Genomic DNA, 20,036 nt, shown 5'->3' with positions numbered 1-20,036 from the left:
TTAATTACTTATAAATAAACATCAACATTTCCTCTACCTGTAGTCTTAAGCCAATTCTCTATATCTAAATATCCTCCTGGATATAAACGAACAGCTTTACTCCAAACTTCAGCTGCCTGATCGAACCAGATATCCCCCTCATCTTGATTTCCATTTCTTTGAGCCATTCTGCCTCTTTTTTCATAAATTAATCCCATGTTTTTTAAGCAAGATGGCTGTTTGGGATTTTGCCCCAAAGCTTTTTTATATGTATTTAGTGCTTTCTCTTCATCTCCATTACTCATATAAATGATTGCCATGTTTTTTAATGTCTCTCCTCTATCAACTTGATTATCCTCAAGTTTTAAGCTCTCTTCATAATACTCAAGAGCCTCTGAGTAATCCCCATCGTTTTGAGCTGCTAAACCTTTTCGGTAATACAGATAGGCTTCTTTTTCTTTTGAGGCAATTGGCATCACTTTTACTATTCCCTCAGCCATCTTTGTAAAGGCCTTATCGAGAAAATTGTCTTTGTTTTGACTTCTAGGCACGATTGAACCAATATCGATAGATATAATTATATCTTGTCTAGAAATAGAAGAAATGTATAGAAATAATGAAACTAATTTTTATGTATTAATAAATTATTAAATGAATGCAACATGCTTTTTATTTATTAAATTTAGCATAAGTATCCAAAATTTATATTCCCTTGAGCAGCAAAAAGATTGCCAAAAGCAAAAATTCAATTCTGCTTGATGTAGATGGAATGAAATGCGGAAGTTGTGTACAAGCAGTAGAAAAAATACTTAAAAGCCACCCAAGCATAAATAATGCAAGCGTGAATTTAGTTACAAAAACAGCTTTTATAGAGACTAAAGAGCCTAGCAATTCCTTATCCGATGTAATAGAAACTCTTACATCCAAGGGCTTTCCTTCAAGGGAAAGACCTTGTCAAACAATTTTAAGCAATCCCGAATTAGAGATAAATGAAAATCAAAATTTATGGAACAAGTGGCAACAACTAATAATCGCCACTTCATTATTAATCCTCTCTGGATTAGGACATCTAGTAGAGGGTCAACAAATATCTTTTCCACTTATTGGTTCATTACCTTTTCATGCTGCGCTCGCAACATTTGCTTTACTCGGACCTGGCAAATTAATCCTAAAAGCAGGAATAAAATCAGCAACCATGCTTACACCGACTATGGATACCCTAGTCAGTCTTGGTGTAATGAGTGCTTATATAGCAAGCATTATTGCTCTGATTTGGCCAACAGTTGGGTGGCCATGTTTTTTCAATGAACCAGTTATGCTGCTTGGATTTGTTTTATTAGGACGTTTTTTAGAAGAAAGAGCAAGAATAAACACAGGCACGGCACTAAAAGAATTAGCAAAATTACAACCCCAAACAGCCAATTTAATTTTAGAGAATAATGAAATTCGAGAAATTAGAATAGGAGCACTCAGACCAGGTGAAAAAATTCAATTATTAGCGGGGGATAGAATCCCAGTTGATGGTTTGGTTATAAAAGGAAATTCGGCAATCGATGTATCAAGCTTAACTGGTGAGTCTTTACCGCTAGAAGCGACACCAGGTGTTGAGCTACCCTCTGGCAGCCTAAATTTAGAATCAACAATTATTTTAGAAGTTCAAAAAATAGGATCTGATACTGCAATAGCAAAAATAATAAGTTTGGTTGAAGAAGCCCAAGCGAGAAAAGCGCCAATTCAGGGATTAGCAGACAAGGTAGCAGGCATCTTCTGCTATGGGGTAACAACTCTTGCTTTAATGACTTTTCTTTTTTGGTGGAAAATAGGTACCAAGATATGGCCAGAAGTTTTACAAGTCTCTAATACAGGTTTCATGCAAAGCCATCATTTGCATGATCATTTAATGAATACACCTCAAACACCACTTGGGCTTTCATTTCAACTATCAATAGCTGTTTTAGTTGTGGCCTGTCCCTGTGCTCTAGGACTTGCTACACCAACGGTAATAACAGTCGCTTCTGGGGAAGCTGCTAAACGAGGATGGCTTTTTAAGGGTGGTGATGTCATAGAAATGGCATCAAAAATCAGTCAAATTATTTTTGATAAAACAGGCACACTCACAATTGGAAGACCTTTGGTTGTTGGCTCCTGGGAAAACAAAGAGTCAGAAAGAAATGTAATGCTCAAATTGGCAGCAAGCATTGAACAAGATAGTCGACATCCGCTCGCCCAAGCAATTATTCAAGAAGCACATAAAAAAGAAATTAAACTAGAGAAAGTATCAAAATCAAATACATATCCAGGTAAAGGCTTATCTGGCAAAATTAATAATTTAGAAGGACTAATCAGAGTCGGAACTCCCGAATGGATCAAGCATGAAGGAATTGAATGGAATGAAATGATTGAAAATAATTTTCAGCTTTCAAAAACCAAAGCTCAATCAATAGTTGCAGTATCACTGGAGAATAAATTATTAGGTTTTTTCCTGATTGACGACCAAGTGAGAAAAGATGCTTTCCTTTCAATTAATAAATTACGATCAAGAGGTTTTTCATTAAGTTTGTTTAGTGGTGATAGAGATTCCGCAGTTTTATCTTTAGGGAAAAAATTAGGATTCAATACAAAACAAATTGCATGGCAGATGTTACCTGCAGACAAGCTAAATAAGTTGAACTTATTAAAAAATAATGGTTTGGTTGCGATGATAGGTGATGGAATTAATGATGCCCCAGCTCTTGCCGCTGCAGACTTGGGTGTAGCGATAGGAACAGGAACTCAAATCGCTCAAGATTCTGCTGATCTTGTTTTGCTTGGAGAAAACTTGGAATCTCTTCCAAATGCTTTACAACTATCAAAACAAGCAATGCTAAAAATCAAACAAAACCTTGCATGGGCTTTTGGATACAACTTAATTGCTTTACCAATAGCTGCAGGATTACTTTTACCATCCTCTGGCTTATTGCTATCTCCTCCTTTGGCAGCTTTACTTATGGCCTTGAGCTCTATAAGTGTTGTATTTAATGCTTTATCTTTGAAGTCAAAATGAAGGGTAAATTTATTGTTTTTGAAGGTATTGATGGCTCTGGAAAAACCACGCAAATAAATGAATTATCAAAATGGCTTATTGGCAGTGACATTATTCCTGAAAAGAACCAATTAGTTATCACTAGAGAACCAGGAGGGACTCATTTAGGAAAGTCCATAAGATCGCTTCTATTGGATACTTCTAAAGGGAAAAGCCCGGATTCTATTACTGAGCTTTTGCTTTACGCTGCAGATAGATCACAACATGTAAATGAAATTATTCTTCCATATTTAAATCAAGGTGATTGGGTAATAAGCGATAGATTTAGTGGGTCCACACTGGCTTATCAAGGTTATGGAAGAAAGTTAGATATAAATTTAATTAAAGATCTCGAAACCATAGCAACAAAAGGTATTACTGCAGACATTACATTTCTACTAGATATACCGGTTGAAGAAAGTATAAAAAGAAGAATAAATATAGAAGATGATCGCATAGAAAAAGAAGGTATAGAATTTTTATCAAATGTTTCTCTCGGCTTTCAAGCTTTGTGTGTAGATAGAAAATGGAAAAAGATATCTGCTATTAATTCTAAAGAAAATATAATGTCTGAAATTCAATCTGAAATAAAGAGATTAATAAACAGAAAGTAGAATGAATGATTTTAAAAATATATTTGGGCAGGATTTAGCAATTGAAATTTTAAAGTCTGCTATTTCAAAAGAACATATTTCTCCTGCTTATTTGTTCTCCGGACCAGAGGGAGTTGGGAGAAGAAAAACTGCAAAAGTTTTTATTAAAGCTATTCTTGACAAAAATGATAATAATGAAACCACAAAAAGGAGAATAGAAACTAACAATCATCCTGACTTATTATGGATAGAACCTTCTTATCAAGTACAAGGTAAAAGTATTTCTCAAACAAACGCAAGGTTAGAAAGTATAAATATGAAATCAGCTCCAAAAATAAGGTTAAATCATATTAAAGAAATAATAGAATTCTTAGGGAAAAAGCCATTGGAATCAAATAAAAATATAGTAGTAATTGAAGATATTGAGAAAATAAATGAATCTGCCTCAAATGCATTATTAAAAACTCTTGAAGAACCAAATACTGGATTATTTATTCTTATCACTCAAAGACCAGATACATTATTATCAACAATAAGATCAAGATGTCAAATAGTTCCTTTTATACGCCTAAACGATAATCAAGTAAATAAAATTATTCAGAAAAAAAAAGACATTCAAGACATAAATGACATTCCTAGTGAAAAGATTAGAGAATTGATAGATTTTTCATATGGATCCCCGGGAAGATATCAAATAAATCTTCAACATTGGTTAACTATTTCAAGTGCTTTAAAAGAAAAGCTTGAAATCAAATCAACTAATCCAATTGAGTTACTCAAATTAGCAAAGGAAATCACTGATGAACTCAATTTAGAGCAACAACTATGGTTTATTAATTTCCAACAAAACAAAATCTGGAGAGAAGAAAAAAATTCATATGGGGTTAAAAAACTTGAAGAGCTAAGAAAACAATTGTTGAGTTATGTACAACCTAGACTTGCTTGGGAAGTAACTTTATTAGAAATAAATTTGCTTGATTAAGCAATCACTTTTTTATCAGTATTCTCATTAACAGATCTAGCTTCTCTGGCTTGCACTATTAAGGGTTGAATTTCTTTAATTTTTTCACCAGTTGGTAGTTCCAAACAATACCCAGCACCATAGACAGTTTTAATGAATCTTGGTTTTCTAGGGTCAGGTTCAAGCTTGGTTCTTAAATGTCTTACATGCACACGTATTGTTTCAATATCATCATCAGGTTCATAACCCCAAACTTCTTTAAGAATCAAAGAGGGAGCGACTGTCTGCCCATGTCTTTGCATTAAACAATGTAGCAATTCAAACTCTAGATGCGTCAAACGTACTGGAGATTCGAACCATATCGCCTCAAATCTTTCAGGAACTAGTGTAAGAGGGCCGTAGTTAAGTATTTCTTGCTGATTATTACTTCCTAATGGAGCACGATTAGTTCTTCTTAACAATGCCTTGATCCTTACTTGTAATTCCTCTAGATCAAATGGTTTTGTGATGTAATCATCTGCACCAGAATTAAAACCTGTCACTTTGTCCTTGATACCACCTAAAGCAGTAATCATAAGAATAGGTATACCTGCGGTTCTCTCATCTCTTCTTAAGCGTTGACAAAGAGTTAAACCATCAACCTTAGGAAGCATTAAATCAAGAAGAATAAGATCAGGTGCGTATTGCAAAGCTAGCGCCTGACCTTTGATGCCATCCTCAGCTTTTTGGACATCAAAACCAGTGTGCTCAAGATGCCCTGCAACCAGATCTCTCATGTCTTGGTCGTCTTCAATAAGTAAAATGCAAGGCTTCATTAATAACTGAGCAATTTAAAAGTACCCGCAGCTGCGATTACTAAAGATTCATATGATTCTCTCAAAATTTTGTTTTTATTGCAGAATTGGGAAAATTCGTTTTTCCATACCTAAATCAAGCAAATCATTTGATATCACTTGTTTTTTTAACTTAAAAAGGAAAAAAAAAGCTGAACTGTCTTTAGAAAGTCTTCCGATTCTAGGGGCCTTCTGTTAAGGAATTCTCAAAACTCCCAGAAAAAACATTCATAAATAAATCTTTGAGATTTGTTTTTATCTTACAAATCAAGAAATATCTATTTGGAGTGTAAATATCAAAAACGATATTTTCATAGGGAAAACAAATTCCCATTTTTTTTTTCAAACTCCCCGGGCGGGATTCGAACCTGCGACCAATCGGTTAACAGCCGATCGCTCTACCGCTGAGCTACCGAGGATAGCAACATTAAGAACTTACCCTTGCCAGCTACCTAAGGGCAAGTGATTTTAATTCTTGGAACACTTTTGAACCTGAATTCCACTTACTTATTCCTCCATTTTTAACTATTGCCGCTCCATCACAAAAAAATAATTCTTCCAAACGATGAGTAATCCATATTGCAGTTATTGGGTTAGCTGAGGAACTTGTCAATTTCTTGACTACTTTCAAAACTGAATTTTGACTCTTGGGATCTAATAGCGCGGTGGGCTCATCAAGTAAAAGTAAATTTGAATTGCTGACAATTGCTCCAGCTATAGCTAACCGCTGCTTTTGGCCACCACTTAAAGTATGAATAGGTCTGTCCAACATTTCTAATAAATCCACTTTTTCAAGAGCAGATTGAATCAAATTAAATAACTTACTATTAGGAATGGTTTTAGGAATACTGAGCATCAACTCACTTTTACATGTTGGCATAAGCAATTGATGGTCTGGATTTTGATAAACCATTGATGGTCTAAGCGAACAAAAAATTTTTCCACTTTTAGGGCGAATTGCTCCACTGATTAAGCGAAACAAAGTGCTTTTACCACTTCCATTTTCACCCACTAGCATCCACAAACCAGGTTTTACAATTGAGAAGGAAAATTGATCAATAACATTGAATCCATTAGGCCAAGAAAAAGAAACATTATCGAATTCCAAATAGCCAGACTCAGTTTGTTTCAAAATTGAAAAACTCCTATTTTACCTCAATCCTGAAGTGAAAATCCAGGCCTTTTAATACTACTGCTACTAGTTTTTTCATAAATCTGAACAGCTGTAATTTCACTAACAAGAACAGAAATTCTCTTATCTTCAACTTTTTCGCAAGTCAACTCTAAAAGCCTTTGATTCCCATTTTGAATAGAATCTACAACTTCAGAGTAAATCCTTTGAGCTTCTCCATGCTCTTTTCTCTCTACTACCAAAGGCATAGGACTTAATTTAATAGTAAGCTCGATACAATACACTTGTTTGGAAAACTCTTGTAATTAGATAATTCTTACAAAGAAAAGCAGAATAAGTGAAAAATATGTTAATAATAATATTTTATTTAATCATTACATATATAAAGATCCCAATCATTAGTTTTCTTAATTGCGTTGCATTTAGTTCGATTCTTTTCGTCAAGAGTTTTGATTTGTTTTCGTGCATACCAATTTAAACTTGGTCGCTCAAAACTATTTTTAATATAAATTTTTTGATCAGGGAAGTCTGATATAAATTCAGCGACAGGCCTCACATCCCAATTCTCATTTATTTCCCATAACCAGAATTTAGAGTTCACAAAAAAGAATAAACCAATTATGCTTCCAAAAATTATTGCAACAAAACCAAAATTTCTAATATTCTTTCTTGAATTAACTAATGATAATCCCCCAACAAACCAGGCCGAAGCAATAGAAAAGATCGCACTAAAGTAATCATCTTCATAGTTAATAACATTTAATTTAACTAAAAAAGAAAATACAAATAAGCATACTCCAATGGAAGATAATACATAAGGAATTCTTCTTAATATTTCTCTCGCGAAAATATAATCACTCTCTTTCCTTTCAATTAACCAAGACACTGGTGGGCCACATACTAAAGCAAAAGGCAACCAAAATGGATGGATATACCATGGAAGTTGCATTTTTAGAGGTAAAATACTTCCTATAATAATTATCTGAGTACTAAATGCCCAAATACCCCAACGAGTATTAAGACTAAAGCATGCCCACAAAAAACCAATTGGCCACACAAGAATCCAAGGCCATCCACCTTCAAAAATTTCAATTATTGGTACCAGGACTCCTAGCTCGCTTCCTGAACCTTTTTCAAATAAAACTCTTCCTGCTCCATCACCCCACCACAACCAGAAAGCCCCTGAACCATATGAAACGACGTTCCATACATGCCAAGCTAAACCAGGAATTACACCATAAAAGAACCAGGAAAATGAAAGATTATTAAAAAATTTTTTTGATTTATATTCCCAGATTAAAGGTAATAAAGATGCAAGTAGCGCAGGAATAATTACAGGCGCTTTAAGTAAAAGCATAAAACTACACGCAAATCCCGCTCCTAAAAAATTAAATTTAGTAGACCTATTATTTTTTATTGATGATAAGAAAAACCATAACAGTGCAATAGCACTAAGCTGTGTTCCATCCAACATTGCCATTCTGCCATATCTAATAATTGGCAATAAAGTCAATAATATTGCAGAGGTAGTAATACACGCTATTCGATCTTTAGGTCGCAGATTCCACTGAATTAGTCCACCCAATGGAACAACAAAAGTAGAAAAAAATGCTGGGAAAAATCTTATAGAAAACTCAGAGGGTAATAAATCAAAACTATTTTGGAAATTTCGACTAATTCCTATGGCAAAAGATATTATCCAATGCAAGCCAGGGGGTTTATTCAAATAGGGCTTATCCCAGATAGAAGGAAGCAATCGCTCTAGTCCACTTTTCTGGTTTAATTCCAGTGCAACTCGTGCGACAGTTGCTTCATCAAAATCTCTTAAAGGCAAATTTCCCAGAGAGACAAATGCAATTCCACAAGCTATCGTCCAAAAAAGAAAAATCCATAAAATTGGAGGCCTATAGCTGTGGGAAATGCTCTCGGACAATATCAAAAAATTATTCCATCTATTTATATCTCTAAAAAGGCAATAAAGCTTTTGAAAAACAAATTTTCACTCATTATTAATAAAGAATTGAATTATTAAATAGCTTTCCCTCGAAACTGATTCAAGTTTTTAAAATAAGATTATGCCAATTGCTAATGACATAACTTCTTTAGTTGGCCAAACACCTTTGGTCAAACTGAATCGATTACCTAATGAATTTAATTGTAGAGCGGAAATTGTAGCCAAATTAGAAAGTTTTAACCCGACAGCATCAGTAAAAGACCGCATAGCTGGTGCAATGGTGAAATCAGCGGAAAAAGAAGGCACCATCAAACCTGGACATACTGTTCTTATTGAACCAACTAGTGGGAATACAGGAATTGCATTGGCCATGGTTGCTGCAGCAAAAGGTTATCGGCTCATACTTACAATGCCTGACACAATGAGTACTGAACGACGCTCAATGTTAAGAGCATTTGGAGCAGAGCTTCAACTCACTCCTGGCAAAGAGGGAATCCAAGGGGCTATTCAGCTAGCAAAGGAATTGGTAGCTTCCATACCTAATGCTTATTTGCTTCAGCAATTCGATAATTTATCTAATCCTGAAATTCATGAAAAAACTACCGCTCAAGAAATATGGAAAGGTTGCGAAGGCAAACTTGATGCATTAATTGCTGGAGTAGGAACAGGAGGAACAATCACAGGTTGTGCCAGATTTTTAAAACAAAAAAATCCAAAAATCAAGATTTTTGCGGTAGAACCTTCATCAAGCCCTGTTCTCTCAGGAGGTGATCCTGGATCACATGCGATACAAGGGATTGGTGCTGGTTTCATCCCTAAAGTATTAGATATGAATCAAATTGATGAAATCATAAGAATCAATGACAAGGAGGCAATGGATATAGGAAGAAGACTTGCCAAAGAAGAAGGATTGCTAAGTGGTGTTAGCAGTGGTGCTGCAGTTGCAGCTGCTTTAAAAGTAGGAAATCAACCTGAGTTTATGAATAAGCGATTGGTTGTGATCCTGCCTAGTTTTGGGGAAAGATATCTCTCAACAACAATGTTTACTTCCATCCCCACAAACCCAGTAAAAGGGAATGAGTACCTCTAAAAAAGAAATCATCATTCAACAATGAGCAAAGACCCATATCAAATATTAAAAGTTCATCCCAACGCAAAACTAGAAGATATTAAAAAAGCATATAGAAAACTTGTAAAAATTCATCATCCAGACAAAGGTGGAGATGCAGCAATAATGCTCGACGTAAACTCAGCATGGGAAATATTAAAGAAAAAACATAAAGATCTTAATTTAACTAAAGTTAAGAATTCAAAAGCTTACAACCAGCATGAATACAAAAGAGAAACTGATAATTACTCTAAATCGGAAGATATAAAAAAATGGTTTCAGAATATATACCTCCCTATTGATAAATTATTAGGACAAATAATTAATCCATTAGGTTCAAAAATAAAAGATTTATCTGCTGACCCATATGATCAAATATTAATGGATTCTTTCTGTCTATATCTAGAGAAGAGTAAGAACAAAATAACTAAGATTAAAAAAATTTATACTTCTTCTGCAAGTCCTTCAATTATAAGAGATTTCAGCTTGGACCTCTATCACTGCTTATCACATGTTGAGGATGGAATTAATGAATTAGAACGCTATACAATGGGCTATGTAGATAATTATCTCCATGATGGGAAGGCAATGATTGCTATAGCTAAGAAAAAAAGAAAATTCTTGCAAAGCAATAAAAAAGAATGGCTTATATTATAGTTTCAAACTTTTTTTATTGATTCATATGAGACTATATGATCAGAGCTTATCCACACATCAGGGACTGGTCTTCTCCACCTAACTTGACAATAATCACCTTTAATCAATAATACTTCTCCAGGCCCCTGAAAAATATATTCAGGTAAGTTAGTGTCGCTTGCTTTAGATTCTAGGCTATTAGAATATTTTTCACGATCAACTTTTACAAGATCTCCTTTTCTGAATTTCTTTTTTATCTTTGGAGGTGATTGTGAATCATCTACTTTTCCAGTTTGTTCAGACATTTTAAATAATTAATAAAAAAGGCTAATGACTTAATTCAAATATTTAAATGAAGAATAGCAGTTAAAACAAAATGATAAAAATCATGTCATTAATTAATTGCAAATTCCATAACGCAAATATTCTTGATTGATCAGCACCATAAGTTAATCAAAATCCCTCTAAGCTAAACAAATCTAATTAGAGAACTTATGAAATTACTACTTACTGGTTGTACTGGATTTATCGGAAGAGAATTAATTCCTTTACTAATCAAAGAAGGTCACAGCCTAACAGTCCTATCTAGACAGCCTAAAGAAAAACTAAAAAGCATCGCTAATGACCAAAGCATCAATGTCATTCAAATGAATCCTGCTGAGTCTTCGTCTTGGAATGCAGAAGAAATTCAAAACTCTCTTAAGAGCTGCGAGGGGATTATAAATCTTGCTGGCGAACCGATTGCTGAGAAAAGATGGACCAGCGATCATTGTACAGAAATTATAAATAGTCGCATAAATACAACCAAGAATTTAATTGAAAACCTACGCAGTCTAAAAAAAGCCCCAAAAGTTCTTATTAATGCATCAGCAATTGGGTTTTATGGCTCTCATCCTCAAACTGAATTCACTGAAGAAAGTTTTCCAGGTGATGATTTTTTAGCGAATTTGTGCAAAGAATGGGAATCTATTGCAAAAAACAAACCAAGAGCGACGAGACTTTTAATTGTAAGAATAGGAATTGTCTTAGCTAAAGATGGCGGAGCACTTGGAAAAATGCTTCCCATTTTTAGAGCAGGTCTTGGTGGTCCAATAGGAGATGGAAAACAATGGATGAGTTGGATACACAGATCAGATCTTTGCAATCTTATCAACGAAAGTGTGAAAAATTCTTCTTGGTCAGGTGTGGTCAATGGGGTTGCACCAAATCCTTTAAGAATGAATGAGTTCTCTAATTCACTTGGCAAAGTACTTGGAAGACCAAGCCTTCTGGCAGTTCCTGGGCCAATATTAAAGTTAATTTTAGGAGATGGGGCTCGTGTGGTTTTAGAGGGACAAAATGTACAATCTCAAAGATTTAACAAACTCAAATTTAAATTTAATTTCCCTACAATTAATGATGCTTTTAAAGCAATATTAACTTAAAAGTTTCAATCGAATTTCACAACTAATCAAAGATCTAACCATCTTTGTATTTTAAGTAACGTCTTCCAATCAGGTTTTCGTGAAAAACCATCTTCAAATGATTCTTTTAGTTCTTTTTCTAATTCTGGAAGAACTAACATAGCTCTTTTCACATAATCAATATGATCTCTAACGCCCTTAGAATTGGTCTCTAGTAATGCAAGACTCAAATTTATCCTTGACTGTGGATCTTGACCATTGAGTTTCACTGCATATCTTGCAGATCGCAAAGCTTCATGAGGTGAATCACATAACAATTGCAACCAAGACAAGCATGTCCATGCCGCAGCATTACTTGGATTAGAAGAAGCTATTTTCTGAAAATCTTCTATTAAATCCTCTGCTGGTGAACCAGCTTTATAGCGTTGTAGTGATTTTTCAAAAAAACTTTCCTCTGATGGATCCATTGTTAATTTTAAAATTCTTTTAGTTAAAGTTAAACTGCAAATGAACTCCCACAGCCGCAAGTTTGTGATGCATTGGGATTAGTAAAGTTAAAACCTCCTCCAATTAAATCTGTACTGAAATCTAACTGCATACCATATATATACAAAAGACTCTTTGGATCACAAATCACTTTAAAAGAACTGCTTCCTACTGAATATTCATAAACTTCATCATCTTTTTGAATATCATCAGCAGACACAAAGTCCATTGTGTAACTCATGCCGCTACATCCTCCCGAACGTACTCCTACTCTCAATAATTTCCCTGAGCCTTGTTCTTTGCAAAGTCTAGACAACTGATCCAGTGCAGGAGTTGTGATAAGCACTCCCTTGCCACCTTGAGCTTTATGAGTTTTTGGCGGCGCGCTTGATTCACTCATTGTTTTTTTCCTAACTTTAATAACACTCTATTAATTATATTCGATTTTAAAAGTGCCAAAAAAGAGTTTTTGTTCATAGAGTTAGTGTATCCATCTAATCAAACGAGTGAAAATAGCAATAATAGGCGCAGGTTTAGCAGGATTGACTGCTGCAGTTGACCTTGTTGATGAAGGACACGAGGTCGACCTATATGAAGCAAAACCGTTTATGGGAGGCAAAGTTGGGAGCTGGGAAGATTCCGATGGCAATCACATAGAGATGGGTTTGCATGTGTTTTTTTTCAACTATGCCAATCTGTTTGCATTAATGAGAAAAGTAGGGGCATTTGAAAATCTTTTACCAAAAGAACACACTCACCTTTTTGTAAACAAGGGCGGTGACATTAAATCACTTGATTTTCGATTTTTTGCAGGAGCTCCTTTTAATGGCTTAAAAGCCTTTTTCACTACACCTCAATTAAATTGGATTGACAAACTAAGGAATGCTCTTGCTCTTGGAACAAGTCCAATAGTAAGAGGGCTTATTGACTATGAAGGTGCGATGAAAACAATACGATCACTAGATTCTATAAGCTTTCAAAAATGGTTTATTAACCATGGAGGCAGCCTAAATAGTATCGAACGGATGTGGAATCCAATTGCCTATGCGCTGGGATTTATTGATTGCGAGGCCATTTCTGCAAGATGCATGCTTACTATCTTCATGATGTTCGCTTCGAAAACAGAAGCATCCAAGCTCAACCTGTTGAAGGGCTCACCCCACAAATGGCTTACCAAACCAATACTCGATTACATTGAAGAAAGAGGCGGAAGACTTCACTTAGAGAATATTGTTAAAGAAATTCATTCAGAGGATTCTGACCAACCATCTGTTACTGGTTTAACCCTTCAAACTCCTGAGGGTGAACTCAAAGTTCAAGCAGATAAATATCTAGCTGCTTGTGATGTGTCTGGTATAAAAAGAATAATTCCTAGGTCATGGAGACGTTTTAAAGAATTTGACTCACTTTTTAAACTTGATGCTGTTCCAGTCGCGACAGTGCAACTTAGATACGATGGCTGGGTAACGGAAATCAACAATAAAGAAGCTCAAAAAAACCTAAAAAGTCCATCCGGTTTAGACAACTTGTTATATACAGCCGATGCTGATTTTAGTTGTTTTGCAGATTTAGCTTTATCAAGTCCAGAAGACTATAAAAAAGATGGTCAAGGCTCTCTACTTCAATGTGTTTTAACCCCTGGAGATCCTTGGATCACCAAATCCTCTGATGAAATTGTAAAACATACTGATTTACAAGTCAGGACACTTTTTCCCTCTTCACGAGGCTTAAAGCTTTTATGGAGCAATGTAGTCAAGGTTTCTCATTCTCTCTACAGGGAGGCTCCTGGAATGGAGCCATATAGACCAGATCAAAAAACTTCGTTTAATAATTTCTTCTTAGCAGGCAGTTACACAAAACAGGACTACATTGACTCTATGGAAGGTGCAACAATGAGCGGCCATCTTGCTGCTTCAGCAATGCTCTCAAAGTCTGTTTCACTAGCAAAAAATTCTTCGGTTGCTTAAGAAATGGGGAAATGGCTTGATCACACCGTAATCAGTGAAATCGATGCTCCAGTTGCACTTGTCTGGAAGTTTTGGAGTGATTTAGATTCAATGCCTTTGTGGATGACATGGATTGAGTCAGTTAAGACAGTCGATGAAAAGACCTCGACACTTCCTGATTTAACAGAGTGGACACTGGCAGCTAATGGATTTCGTTTTAAATGGAAAGCTCAAATAACAGAAAGAGTAGAAGCAGAGAAATTGAAATGGAAGTCGGTTGGTGGTTTACCTACTAAAGGTTCAGTACGCTTTTACAGTGAAGAGAACGCTAAAACTGTGGTTAAATTAAAAATATCCTATGAATTACCTCAAGTTTTAGCAAATCTAATGAAAGCAAATATTCTTGGAGGAATGGTAACCAAAGAATTACAAAAAAATCTTGATGGATTTAAAGAACTCGTCGAAAAATCAGCATAAATTTAATTAAATTCTAATTTCAAACAAGCTTTTAATAATCCTTCTAGATCATGCGGGGAAGCTTCTTGATCAGGTTTTCTTATAAGCTTTTCACAGCTAATAGTTGTTTGGGGTCCGATCGAAACAATTTTAATCCTTTCAAATAATTTCAACCAATTTTCACCAAAGTATTTTTTTAATAAGCTGACAGTATTTATTACTGTTTTACCACTAGTAAAAGCAATAATATCTATTAGCCGACTATTCAAAGCCTCAATAGTCTGTTGAGGTATATATTTAGGACAAGAAGATTCATAAGCAGCTACTTCAGTAACCTCTGCTCCTTTTAATTTGAAAGAGTCAGATAATATTGATCTTCCTCCAGTTTGTACTCTGGGAATCAAAAATTTTAAACCTTTTTGATTCTGAGGGAAATATTCAACCAAGCTATCTGCAACAAAACTAGGAGGAACAAAACTAATCTTTGCATCAATGTCTGATAACAAAGAAGCTGTTTTTCTACCAACAGCGGCAATTTGAATAGTCTGAGAAATTTTCGATAAAGATAAGCCTATTTCTTTCAGTCTATTTTCAACATTTCTAACACCATTTGCGCTAGAAAAAATGATCCAGTCAAAGGTAGTAATTTCCTTTAAGGCATCATCTAAAGGAGTCCAATCATCTGGAGGTCCAATCACTAATGAAGGAAGATCGAATACCTCAGCTCCATTTTCTCGAAAGATCTTACAAGCCTCTGAAGTCTGTTCTTGGGCACGAGTAATAATTATCTTTTTGTCGGTTAAAGCCATTTCTGTATGCTTCTTTCTAGGAAGTCTAAAGAATAACTATGCAATTATTTAAACAATAATAAAGATTTATTTGAATACTAAATTCTCGATTAAACAATTTTCAATCAGTAAATTCTTGACTTGATTTTTCATCAATTTCCTTTTGAACTATTTTTGACTGCAAAATACGACTTAAAATTTGATTTTGTGCTTCCTCTATTTGACTAGGACTATAAGCTAAAGGGATAGAATCATGAATAGTTTTCTTAATTTTATCATAGAAATATGGACATCCATATATTATAACTCCTGATAATTTTTCCTCAATTTCTAAATTTTTTATAGCGTCTATCCAATGATCATTATGATAATCTAATCCGACAAATGGTTTACCTCTTACAAAAAGCTGAACAAGAATTCTACTATTACCAAATTGCCCCAATTCTAAAAATCTTTTATTATTTTTTTGCCATGGACTGATACCAAGTGGATGTATAATTAAATTTTTAAAGCCTACTGCCTTAGGTAAATTTAATGCAGGAACAAATTTACTAGATACTTGATCAAAATTATCAATTTGTATAAGGTTTATATCATTAACTTTGGCTTTTATAGTACTTTCTCCTCTGACAAAAATTGAATTTTTTATTGTAGAATTACTAAATCTATAAGCATCCAATAAAAATTTATTCTTAATATCTTGATCCCTCAATTCTTCTTTTTCTAAATCATTTTTATTACCAATTAAATCAAGTTGTTTTTTTCTTCTTTCTCTAGATATATGTAACCTTTCTAAAGAAATTTTTTCTGAATAAAACGCATCAGTAAGAGAATCAATTGCCTCATCAATATCTTTTGGCATCATAATTAAATCAATTCCTGCATCAAATGCCATAACTGCAGACATACCACTACTATATTTATTAGATATTGCATTCATAACCAATGCATCGCTAACAACTAAACCATCATATTTTAATTTGATTCGTAATAAATCAGTAACCAGTCTTTTTGAAAGTGTTGCAGGAAAAATAGGGTCAATCTTTGAAAAAAATAAATGTCCTATCATTACACTATTTACTCCTTGATTGATTAAAGATTTAAAAGGAATTAACTCAAAATCCTCTAATTCAGATAAGTCATTATGTATTTCTGGCAGATCTAAGTGAGAGTCAATATCAGAATTCCCATGTCCAGGAAAATGTTTTGCACAAGTCAGCATTTGTGATCTAGAAACACCCCTATAAAAAGCACAAGTTAAACTTTTGACTGTTTCACTTTCTTCTCCCCAAGCTCTTAGATTTATAACCGGATTATTTGGATTGTTATTGATATCACAAACTGGTGCTAATAGCCAATTTAAACCAATATATTTTGCTTCTTTACCAGTAAAATATCCGATTTTCTCAGCAATAGAAATTGCTAAATTATGATCTTTTTTATAAATCTGAGCTATACCCATTGGAGGAATAAACTTTGTTCCTCCATAAAATCGTTGACCAACACCTTCCTCAATGTCAGCACATAAGAGAAGAGGTTTACCGGACCATCTTTTCAAGACACTGCAACGAATTTCTAATTCTTTTACGGTTCCTCCTAAAAAAATAACTCCACCAACACCTTGTTCTAAAAGTCTTTGAAGATTTGAATTAGATTCCTCTAAGTTGGGATATAAACGTTGCGAATCAAGATTAAATCCACTTGCTCTCACTATAAATAATTCAGCAACTTGTCTTCTAAGATCAGATTTATTCATCAAAAATATTGATTAATCTATAAGTCTTTACTTTTACGTTCAAGTTCTAATGAATTGAGAAGATCTAAAACTTCAGGACCTTTTGTCATACCTTTATCAATCTTAAAAACAAGCTCAGGTGATCGTCTCATTTGAAGCCTTCGAGTAAGCTCAGCACGAATAAATCTCTTTGCTTCCTCTAAACCAACTAGCACTTCAGCTTTTTTTTTCTCTTCGCCAAAAAGACTTACAAAAATTTTTGCATGCTGTAAGTCACCTGAGACTTCAACAGAGGTAATGGTAATCATAGCTTGATGAATTCTTTCATCTTTCACACCATGAACTAAAAGTTCACTAACTTCTCTTTTGATTAAAGCGGCTAATTTTTCTACTCTTCTTGAATGAGCCATATTTAAGTAATTGGTGCAGGGAAAGCCATAGCTTTTAATAAGAAAATTATTGTCAGAAGTCCACTTAATAACGCCCCAACAAGAGCAATCGCTGTAATCGGATTACTACCTCGTTTAATTAATGGAGAAATTGCAGCAGTGAAAACCCCCAAAACTATTGTGATGAGATATTTTGGATATCTAGAAACATTAGAAAAAAACTCACCCATTTTTCACCAACAAAAAACTGAATTAATAGCTACTGTGCTAAGCATTTGATGGAAAATAAAATGTTGGAACTTCATCAATTTAGGCACTCACCTTATTGCTTGAAAGTAAGAATGGCTTTAGCTGCAAAAAAGCTTGAATATCGAACCGTTGAGATAACTCCAGCCATAGGGCAAATAGATATCTTTCAAAAAACAGGACAAAAAAAATTACCCGTGCTTTTTGATAAGGAAACAACAATCCATGACTCAAGTTCAATAATACGACACTTAGAGAAAATTGAAACAGAACCAAAATTAATTCCAGAGGGTCTAAAAGAAGCTTCTCAGGCACAAATAATAGAAAATTGGGCCGATACAACTTTGGCAAAATCTATAAAAATCGTCTTTTTAGAAGAGCTTACAAAGAATCCAATATTGATTTCCTCTTTATTCACCAACGAAATTTCGGATTCTATGCAAAAACTGCTTCTTAATATTCCTACAAAAATTGCTAGTCAGATCTCTGGGTTTATAAACCATAAAGAGAAAGAATCTCTAAAGCAAAATCTAGAATATCTATCAAATTTAATTGATCAAGAAAACTTTCTTATTGGAAATAAGGTGTCTATTGCTGATATATCTGTAGCATCACACTTATCACTACTCAAATTTCCAAATTCATCTGGAGAAAGTCTAAAAGGAAAAGGGTGTTCTTTATTTATAAATGATCCAAGTCTTCAAAATATTTTTCACTGGAGAGATTTAATTGAAGATAAATTAATAACAACTAATCATAATTAACCTTTCTAAGTATTAATTTAGATTTCTCTGTTTTAATCGGCAAAGAAATAAAATTTTGCCCAGGTTGTTTGTAAATTGCCTGGAATTGTTCTCCACAAATATTAGAGTGACTTAGATTTATCTCATTATTTTGGTTGGGTCCACATTTTTTAAACTCAGTCAATGTCTCGACCTGGCTAACTCTGCTCAATTCTGGTGTATGCAAAATTTGTAAAATTAATTCATCAGTAATAAAAATATTATTATCTATTTTTTCTTGTTTTCTTCCTATAATTTTTGTCTCTAAATACCTATCTTCAGTTAATTTAGCAAACTGACGATTAGGAGACTTAGGGTCATTCTTTACTGATAAAAAACCATCAGTCTTTGTGCTAAAAGCATAAGACTTAGTGTTGTATTCACGATCAGCAATTAAATTACCAGAGGTATTACGTATAAATTTAGCTGAGTGAATAATAGGTTCTTGATTCTGATCACTTTCTATCTCACTAGTAACATCCCATACGCCTTCAAACCAATCAGGGTAAATCAAATCATCTTTTAATCCTGGGCGCTTAATAGAAGAAGGGAAGCGCCAATCAGGCCAAATTAATTTGCGTTCATAAAGCTTAGATGGTTGAAAATTATTTATTTCAAGACTACTTTCAGCAAACACAGGACCTATACCTATATGAGTAAAAATAATTAAAATAGAAATTAAAAAAAAGAAAAATTTCTGTCTCATGTCTGATCCGCTAATTAGAGAAATGGATAATTATGTTGTTTTGGTTCCTGGTGAATGTGAACAATTCCTGGATAAAGAACAAACTCTTTTATGGCTTCAATCTTGGTTAAATAAATTCGATTCATTACCATTGGATCTTGCTTGTAAGTCTTCAATACAAGAAGCTGCTCAACATTTGCTTGATACAGCATGCGACTTAGAAATCAAAACAGGTTTTACAATTCAGTGGTATGCCGTTCGGCTTGAGTCTCAGGGTCAATAAGGATGCTTGGCAAACGTTCAATAATCATAGTTGCAACCTCATTCGGAGATTGATCCTCAACTTCTATTCTCAAATCTGACTCTAAATATACTGGTTTTCTACTTTCATAAATCCGCCTAAAATTCTCAGCTAATTCATCCCCAATTAGTAAAGGGCGTTTCTTTTTATCACTTTCTAATCGTTTAATTGAACGTTTCAAGTCAAGATCTAACCAAATAACTATTCCTTGATGAAGAATGCCCCAGTTTTCAGGCAAAGTAACAGAACCGCCTCCTGTAGCAATTACAAGAGAATGATGTTGACTAATTTCTTTTAAAACTTTTTTTTCAACATCCCTAAAGACTTTTTCTCCATCTTTTTCAAAAATAGATGCAATAGATTGTTTAGAAGCTTTTTCTATAACATCATCAGTATCAACAAAAGCATAATTGATCATTTTGGCTAGAACTGGTCCCGTTTGACTTTTGCCAGAACCCATCATTCCTATCAAAAATATATTTCGACCACCTAACTTTTCTTTAAGAGTTTTAGGGGTTAATTGGGCGGCCATAAAGACAGAAGTAACTAAAAGTTATTAAGA

The 20,036-nt window shown here is 34.1% G+C and carries 24 protein-coding genes and 1 tRNA gene; 10 read left to right on the top strand and 15 right to left on the bottom strand.

The window, feature by feature from the left end:
• Positions 1–8: 8 nt before the first annotated feature.
• Positions 9–530 carry a photosystem I assembly protein Ycf3 gene (locus tag AC6EIZ_RS08975; RefSeq protein WP_498510604.1) on the bottom strand — a complete coding sequence of 174 codons (522 nt, stop codon included), beginning with the start codon at positions 528–530 and terminating at the stop codon, positions 9–11.
• A 161-nt stretch (positions 531–691) separates the two neighbouring features.
• Between AC6EIZ_RS08975 and AC6EIZ_RS08970 the strand changes: the two genes are divergently transcribed.
• From AC6EIZ_RS08970 to AC6EIZ_RS08960, 3 genes are read left to right on the top strand one after another with little or no spacing between them, the layout of a single operon-like run.
• Positions 692–3,022 carry a heavy metal translocating P-type ATPase gene (locus tag AC6EIZ_RS08970; RefSeq protein ID WP_498510602.1) on the top strand — a complete coding sequence of 777 codons (2,331 nt, stop codon included), beginning with the start codon at positions 692–694 and terminating at the stop codon, positions 3,020–3,022.
• Positions 3,019–3,654, top strand: a complete 636-nt coding sequence (gene tmk, locus AC6EIZ_RS08965) for a dTMP kinase (RefSeq protein WP_498510600.1) — start codon at positions 3,019–3,021, stop codon at positions 3,652–3,654. The genes AC6EIZ_RS08970 and tmk overlap by 4 nt, the downstream gene beginning before the upstream one ends.
• Position 3,655: 1 nt before the next feature.
• A complete protein-coding gene (locus AC6EIZ_RS08960) occupies positions 3,656–4,615 on the top strand; it encodes a DNA polymerase III subunit delta' (protein WP_498510598.1) in 960 nt (319 codons plus the stop codon).
• Here AC6EIZ_RS08960 and AC6EIZ_RS08955 read toward each other — a convergent pair.
• The 5 genes from AC6EIZ_RS08955 to AC6EIZ_RS08935 form a co-directional block, all read right to left on the bottom strand.
• Complete coding sequence (locus AC6EIZ_RS08955) at positions 4,612–5,409, bottom strand: response regulator transcription factor (RefSeq protein ID WP_498510596.1); 798 nt, start codon at positions 5,407–5,409, stop codon at positions 4,612–4,614. The genes AC6EIZ_RS08960 and AC6EIZ_RS08955 overlap by 4 nt on opposite strands.
• Before the next feature lie 365 nt (positions 5,410–5,774).
• Positions 5,775–5,846, bottom strand: a tRNA-Asn gene (locus AC6EIZ_RS08950).
• Between the two features lie 29 nt (positions 5,847–5,875).
• Entirely contained in the window at positions 5,876–6,559 is a 684-nt protein-coding gene (locus tag AC6EIZ_RS08945; RefSeq protein ID WP_498510594.1) for an ABC transporter ATP-binding protein, read from the bottom strand.
• Positions 6,560–6,582: 23 nt separating this feature from the next.
• Complete coding sequence (locus AC6EIZ_RS08940) at positions 6,583–6,843, bottom strand: UPF0367 protein family (RefSeq protein WP_498510592.1); 261 nt, start codon at positions 6,841–6,843, stop codon at positions 6,583–6,585.
• 83 nt (positions 6,844–6,926) lie between these two features.
• The gene (locus AC6EIZ_RS08935; protein WP_498510590.1) at positions 6,927–8,492 is read right to left on the bottom strand and encodes an ArnT family glycosyltransferase; all 1,566 of its coding nucleotides are present in this window, start codon (positions 8,490–8,492) and stop codon (positions 6,927–6,929) included.
• A gap of 142 nt (positions 8,493–8,634) precedes the next feature.
• Here AC6EIZ_RS08935 and cysK point away from each other — a divergent pair, with 142 nt between their 5' ends.
• Together cysK and AC6EIZ_RS08925 are read left to right on the top strand one after the other, a co-directional pair.
• Positions 8,635–9,603 carry a cysteine synthase A gene (gene cysK, locus AC6EIZ_RS08930; RefSeq protein WP_498510588.1) on the top strand — a complete coding sequence of 323 codons (969 nt, stop codon included), beginning with the start codon at positions 8,635–8,637 and terminating at the stop codon, positions 9,601–9,603.
• 21 nt (positions 9,604–9,624) lie between these two features.
• A complete protein-coding gene (locus AC6EIZ_RS08925) occupies positions 9,625–10,278 on the top strand; it encodes a J domain-containing protein (RefSeq protein ID WP_498510586.1) in 654 nt (217 codons plus the stop codon).
• Positions 10,279–10,280: 2 nt separating this feature from the next.
• Here the strand turns inward: AC6EIZ_RS08925 and AC6EIZ_RS08920 are convergent, their stop codons facing one another.
• Positions 10,281–10,562 carry an NAD(P)H-quinone oxidoreductase subunit O gene (locus AC6EIZ_RS08920; protein WP_498510584.1) on the bottom strand — a complete coding sequence of 94 codons (282 nt, stop codon included), beginning with the start codon at positions 10,560–10,562 and terminating at the stop codon, positions 10,281–10,283.
• A 189-nt stretch (positions 10,563–10,751) separates the two neighbouring features.
• Between AC6EIZ_RS08920 and AC6EIZ_RS08915 the strand changes: the two genes are divergently transcribed.
• Positions 10,752–11,681 carry a TIGR01777 family oxidoreductase gene (locus AC6EIZ_RS08915; protein ID WP_498510582.1) on the top strand — a complete coding sequence of 310 codons (930 nt, stop codon included), beginning with the start codon at positions 10,752–10,754 and terminating at the stop codon, positions 11,679–11,681.
• A gap of 26 nt (positions 11,682–11,707) precedes the next feature.
• Here AC6EIZ_RS08915 and AC6EIZ_RS08910 read toward each other — a convergent pair whose 3' ends face one another.
• The gene (locus AC6EIZ_RS08910; RefSeq protein ID WP_498510581.1) at positions 11,708–12,127 is read right to left on the bottom strand and encodes a tetratricopeptide repeat protein; all 420 of its coding nucleotides are present in this window, start codon (positions 12,125–12,127) and stop codon (positions 11,708–11,710) included.
• Between the two features lie 29 nt (positions 12,128–12,156).
• Positions 12,157–12,546 carry a HesB/IscA family protein gene (locus AC6EIZ_RS08905; protein ID WP_498510579.1) on the bottom strand — a complete coding sequence of 130 codons (390 nt, stop codon included), beginning with the start codon at positions 12,544–12,546 and terminating at the stop codon, positions 12,157–12,159.
• Positions 12,547–12,652: 106 nt separating this feature from the next.
• Here AC6EIZ_RS08905 and zds point away from each other — a divergent pair, with 106 nt between their 5' ends.
• Positions 12,653–14,113, top strand: coding sequence for a 9,9'-di-cis-zeta-carotene desaturase (gene zds, locus AC6EIZ_RS08900; RefSeq protein WP_498510577.1), 1,461 nt, complete (start codon positions 12,653–12,655; stop codon positions 14,111–14,113).
• Positions 14,114–14,116: 3 nt separating this feature from the next.
• Positions 14,117–14,569, top strand: a complete 453-nt coding sequence (locus AC6EIZ_RS08895; RefSeq protein WP_498510575.1) for an SRPBCC family protein — start codon at positions 14,117–14,119, stop codon at positions 14,567–14,569.
• 2 nt (positions 14,570–14,571) lie between these two features.
• On the opposite strand, the gene AC6EIZ_RS08890 is transcribed toward AC6EIZ_RS08895, so the two are convergent.
• From AC6EIZ_RS08890 to AC6EIZ_RS08875, 4 genes are all read right to left on the bottom strand, one after another.
• Complete coding sequence (locus AC6EIZ_RS08890; protein ID WP_498510573.1) at positions 14,572–15,357, bottom strand: uroporphyrinogen-III synthase; 786 nt, start codon at positions 15,355–15,357, stop codon at positions 14,572–14,574.
• 100 nt (positions 15,358–15,457) lie between these two features.
• Positions 15,458–17,092 (bottom strand): glycoside hydrolase family 3 N-terminal domain-containing protein, encoded by a 1,635-nt coding sequence (locus tag AC6EIZ_RS08885; RefSeq protein WP_498510571.1) that lies wholly within the window; start codon positions 17,090–17,092, stop codon positions 15,458–15,460.
• A gap of 17 nt (positions 17,093–17,109) precedes the next feature.
• Positions 17,110–17,481, bottom strand: a complete 372-nt coding sequence (rbfA, locus tag AC6EIZ_RS08880; RefSeq protein WP_498510569.1) for a 30S ribosome-binding factor RbfA — start codon at positions 17,479–17,481, stop codon at positions 17,110–17,112.
• A gap of 2 nt (positions 17,482–17,483) precedes the next feature.
• Positions 17,484–17,690: a DUF751 family protein gene (locus AC6EIZ_RS08875; RefSeq protein ID WP_498510567.1), complete on the bottom strand. Its 207-nt coding sequence runs from the start codon at positions 17,688–17,690 to the stop codon at positions 17,484–17,486.
• Positions 17,691–17,750: 60 nt separating this feature from the next.
• Here AC6EIZ_RS08875 and AC6EIZ_RS08870 point away from each other — a divergent pair, with 60 nt between their 5' ends.
• On the top strand, positions 17,751–18,470 hold the full coding sequence (locus AC6EIZ_RS08870; RefSeq protein ID WP_498510565.1) for a glutathione S-transferase family protein: 720 nt from the start codon (positions 17,751–17,753) through the stop codon (positions 18,468–18,470).
• Here the strand turns inward: AC6EIZ_RS08870 and AC6EIZ_RS08865 are convergent.
• The gene (locus AC6EIZ_RS08865) at positions 18,457–19,194 is read right to left on the bottom strand and encodes a DUF6816 family protein (protein WP_498510563.1); all 738 of its coding nucleotides are present in this window, start codon (positions 19,192–19,194) and stop codon (positions 18,457–18,459) included. The genes AC6EIZ_RS08870 and AC6EIZ_RS08865 overlap by 14 nt on opposite strands.
• On the opposite strand from AC6EIZ_RS08865, the gene AC6EIZ_RS08860 reads away from it, so the two are divergent.
• The gene (locus AC6EIZ_RS08860; protein ID WP_498510561.1) at positions 19,193–19,456 is read left to right on the top strand and encodes a CRR7 family NDH-1 assembly protein; all 264 of its coding nucleotides are present in this window, start codon (positions 19,193–19,195) and stop codon (positions 19,454–19,456) included. The genes AC6EIZ_RS08865 and AC6EIZ_RS08860 overlap by 2 nt on opposite strands.
• Here AC6EIZ_RS08860 and AC6EIZ_RS08855 read toward each other — a convergent pair.
• Positions 19,410–20,006 (bottom strand): shikimate kinase, encoded by a 597-nt coding sequence (locus tag AC6EIZ_RS08855; protein ID WP_498510559.1) that lies wholly within the window; start codon positions 20,004–20,006, stop codon positions 19,410–19,412. The genes AC6EIZ_RS08860 and AC6EIZ_RS08855 overlap by 47 nt on opposite strands.
• Between the last annotated feature and the right edge of the window lie 30 nt (positions 20,007–20,036).

The sequence above is a fragment of the Prochlorococcus sp. G4PB16 genome (assembly GCF_059772465.1).
The sequence above is the reverse complement of the archived record's forward strand: the minus strand, read 5'-3'. Positions and strand labels throughout refer to the sequence as shown.

Coding starts and splice junctions, on each gene's coding strand:
- tmk (WP_498510600.1), top strand. CDS start 3,019: ATGAAGGGTAAATTTATTGTTTTTGAAGGTATTGATGGCTCTGGAAAA.
- AC6EIZ_RS08960 (WP_498510598.1), top strand. CDS start 3,656: ATGAATGATTTTAAAAATATATTTGGGCAGGATTTAGCAATTGAAATT.
- AC6EIZ_RS08955 (WP_498510596.1), bottom strand. CDS start 5,409: ATGAAGCCTTGCATTTTACTTATTGAAGACGACCAAGACATGAGAGAT.
- cysK (WP_498510588.1), top strand. CDS start 8,635: ATGCCAATTGCTAATGACATAACTTCTTTAGTTGGCCAAACACCTTTG.
- AC6EIZ_RS08925 (WP_498510586.1), top strand. CDS start 9,625: ATGAGCAAAGACCCATATCAAATATTAAAAGTTCATCCCAACGCAAAA.
- AC6EIZ_RS08920 (WP_498510584.1), bottom strand. CDS start 10,562: ATGTCTGAACAAACTGGAAAAGTAGATGATTCACAATCACCTCCAAAG.
- AC6EIZ_RS08915 (WP_498510582.1), top strand. CDS start 10,752: ATGAAATTACTACTTACTGGTTGTACTGGATTTATCGGAAGAGAATTA.
- AC6EIZ_RS08910 (WP_498510581.1), bottom strand. CDS start 12,127: ATGGATCCATCAGAGGAAAGTTTTTTTGAAAAATCACTACAACGCTAT.
- AC6EIZ_RS08905 (WP_498510579.1), bottom strand. CDS start 12,546: ATGAGTGAATCAAGCGCGCCGCCAAAAACTCATAAAGCTCAAGGTGGC.
- AC6EIZ_RS08895 (WP_498510575.1), top strand. CDS start 14,117: ATGGGGAAATGGCTTGATCACACCGTAATCAGTGAAATCGATGCTCCA.
- AC6EIZ_RS08890 (WP_498510573.1), bottom strand. CDS start 15,357: ATGGCTTTAACCGACAAAAAGATAATTATTACTCGTGCCCAAGAACAG.
- AC6EIZ_RS08885 (WP_498510571.1), bottom strand. CDS start 17,092: ATGAATAAATCTGATCTTAGAAGACAAGTTGCTGAATTATTTATAGTG.
- rbfA (WP_498510569.1), bottom strand. CDS start 17,481: ATGGCTCATTCAAGAAGAGTAGAAAAATTAGCCGCTTTAATCAAAAGA.
- AC6EIZ_RS08875 (WP_498510567.1), bottom strand. CDS start 17,690: ATGGGTGAGTTTTTTTCTAATGTTTCTAGATATCCAAAATATCTCATC.
- AC6EIZ_RS08870 (WP_498510565.1), top strand. CDS start 17,751: ATGTTGGAACTTCATCAATTTAGGCACTCACCTTATTGCTTGAAAGTA.
- AC6EIZ_RS08860 (WP_498510561.1), top strand. CDS start 19,193: ATGTCTGATCCGCTAATTAGAGAAATGGATAATTATGTTGTTTTGGTT.
- AC6EIZ_RS08865 (WP_498510563.1), bottom strand. CDS start 19,194: ATGAGACAGAAATTTTTCTTTTTTTTAATTTCTATTTTAATTATTTTT.
- AC6EIZ_RS08855 (WP_498510559.1), bottom strand. CDS start 20,006: ATGGCCGCCCAATTAACCCCTAAAACTCTTAAAGAAAAGTTAGGTGGT.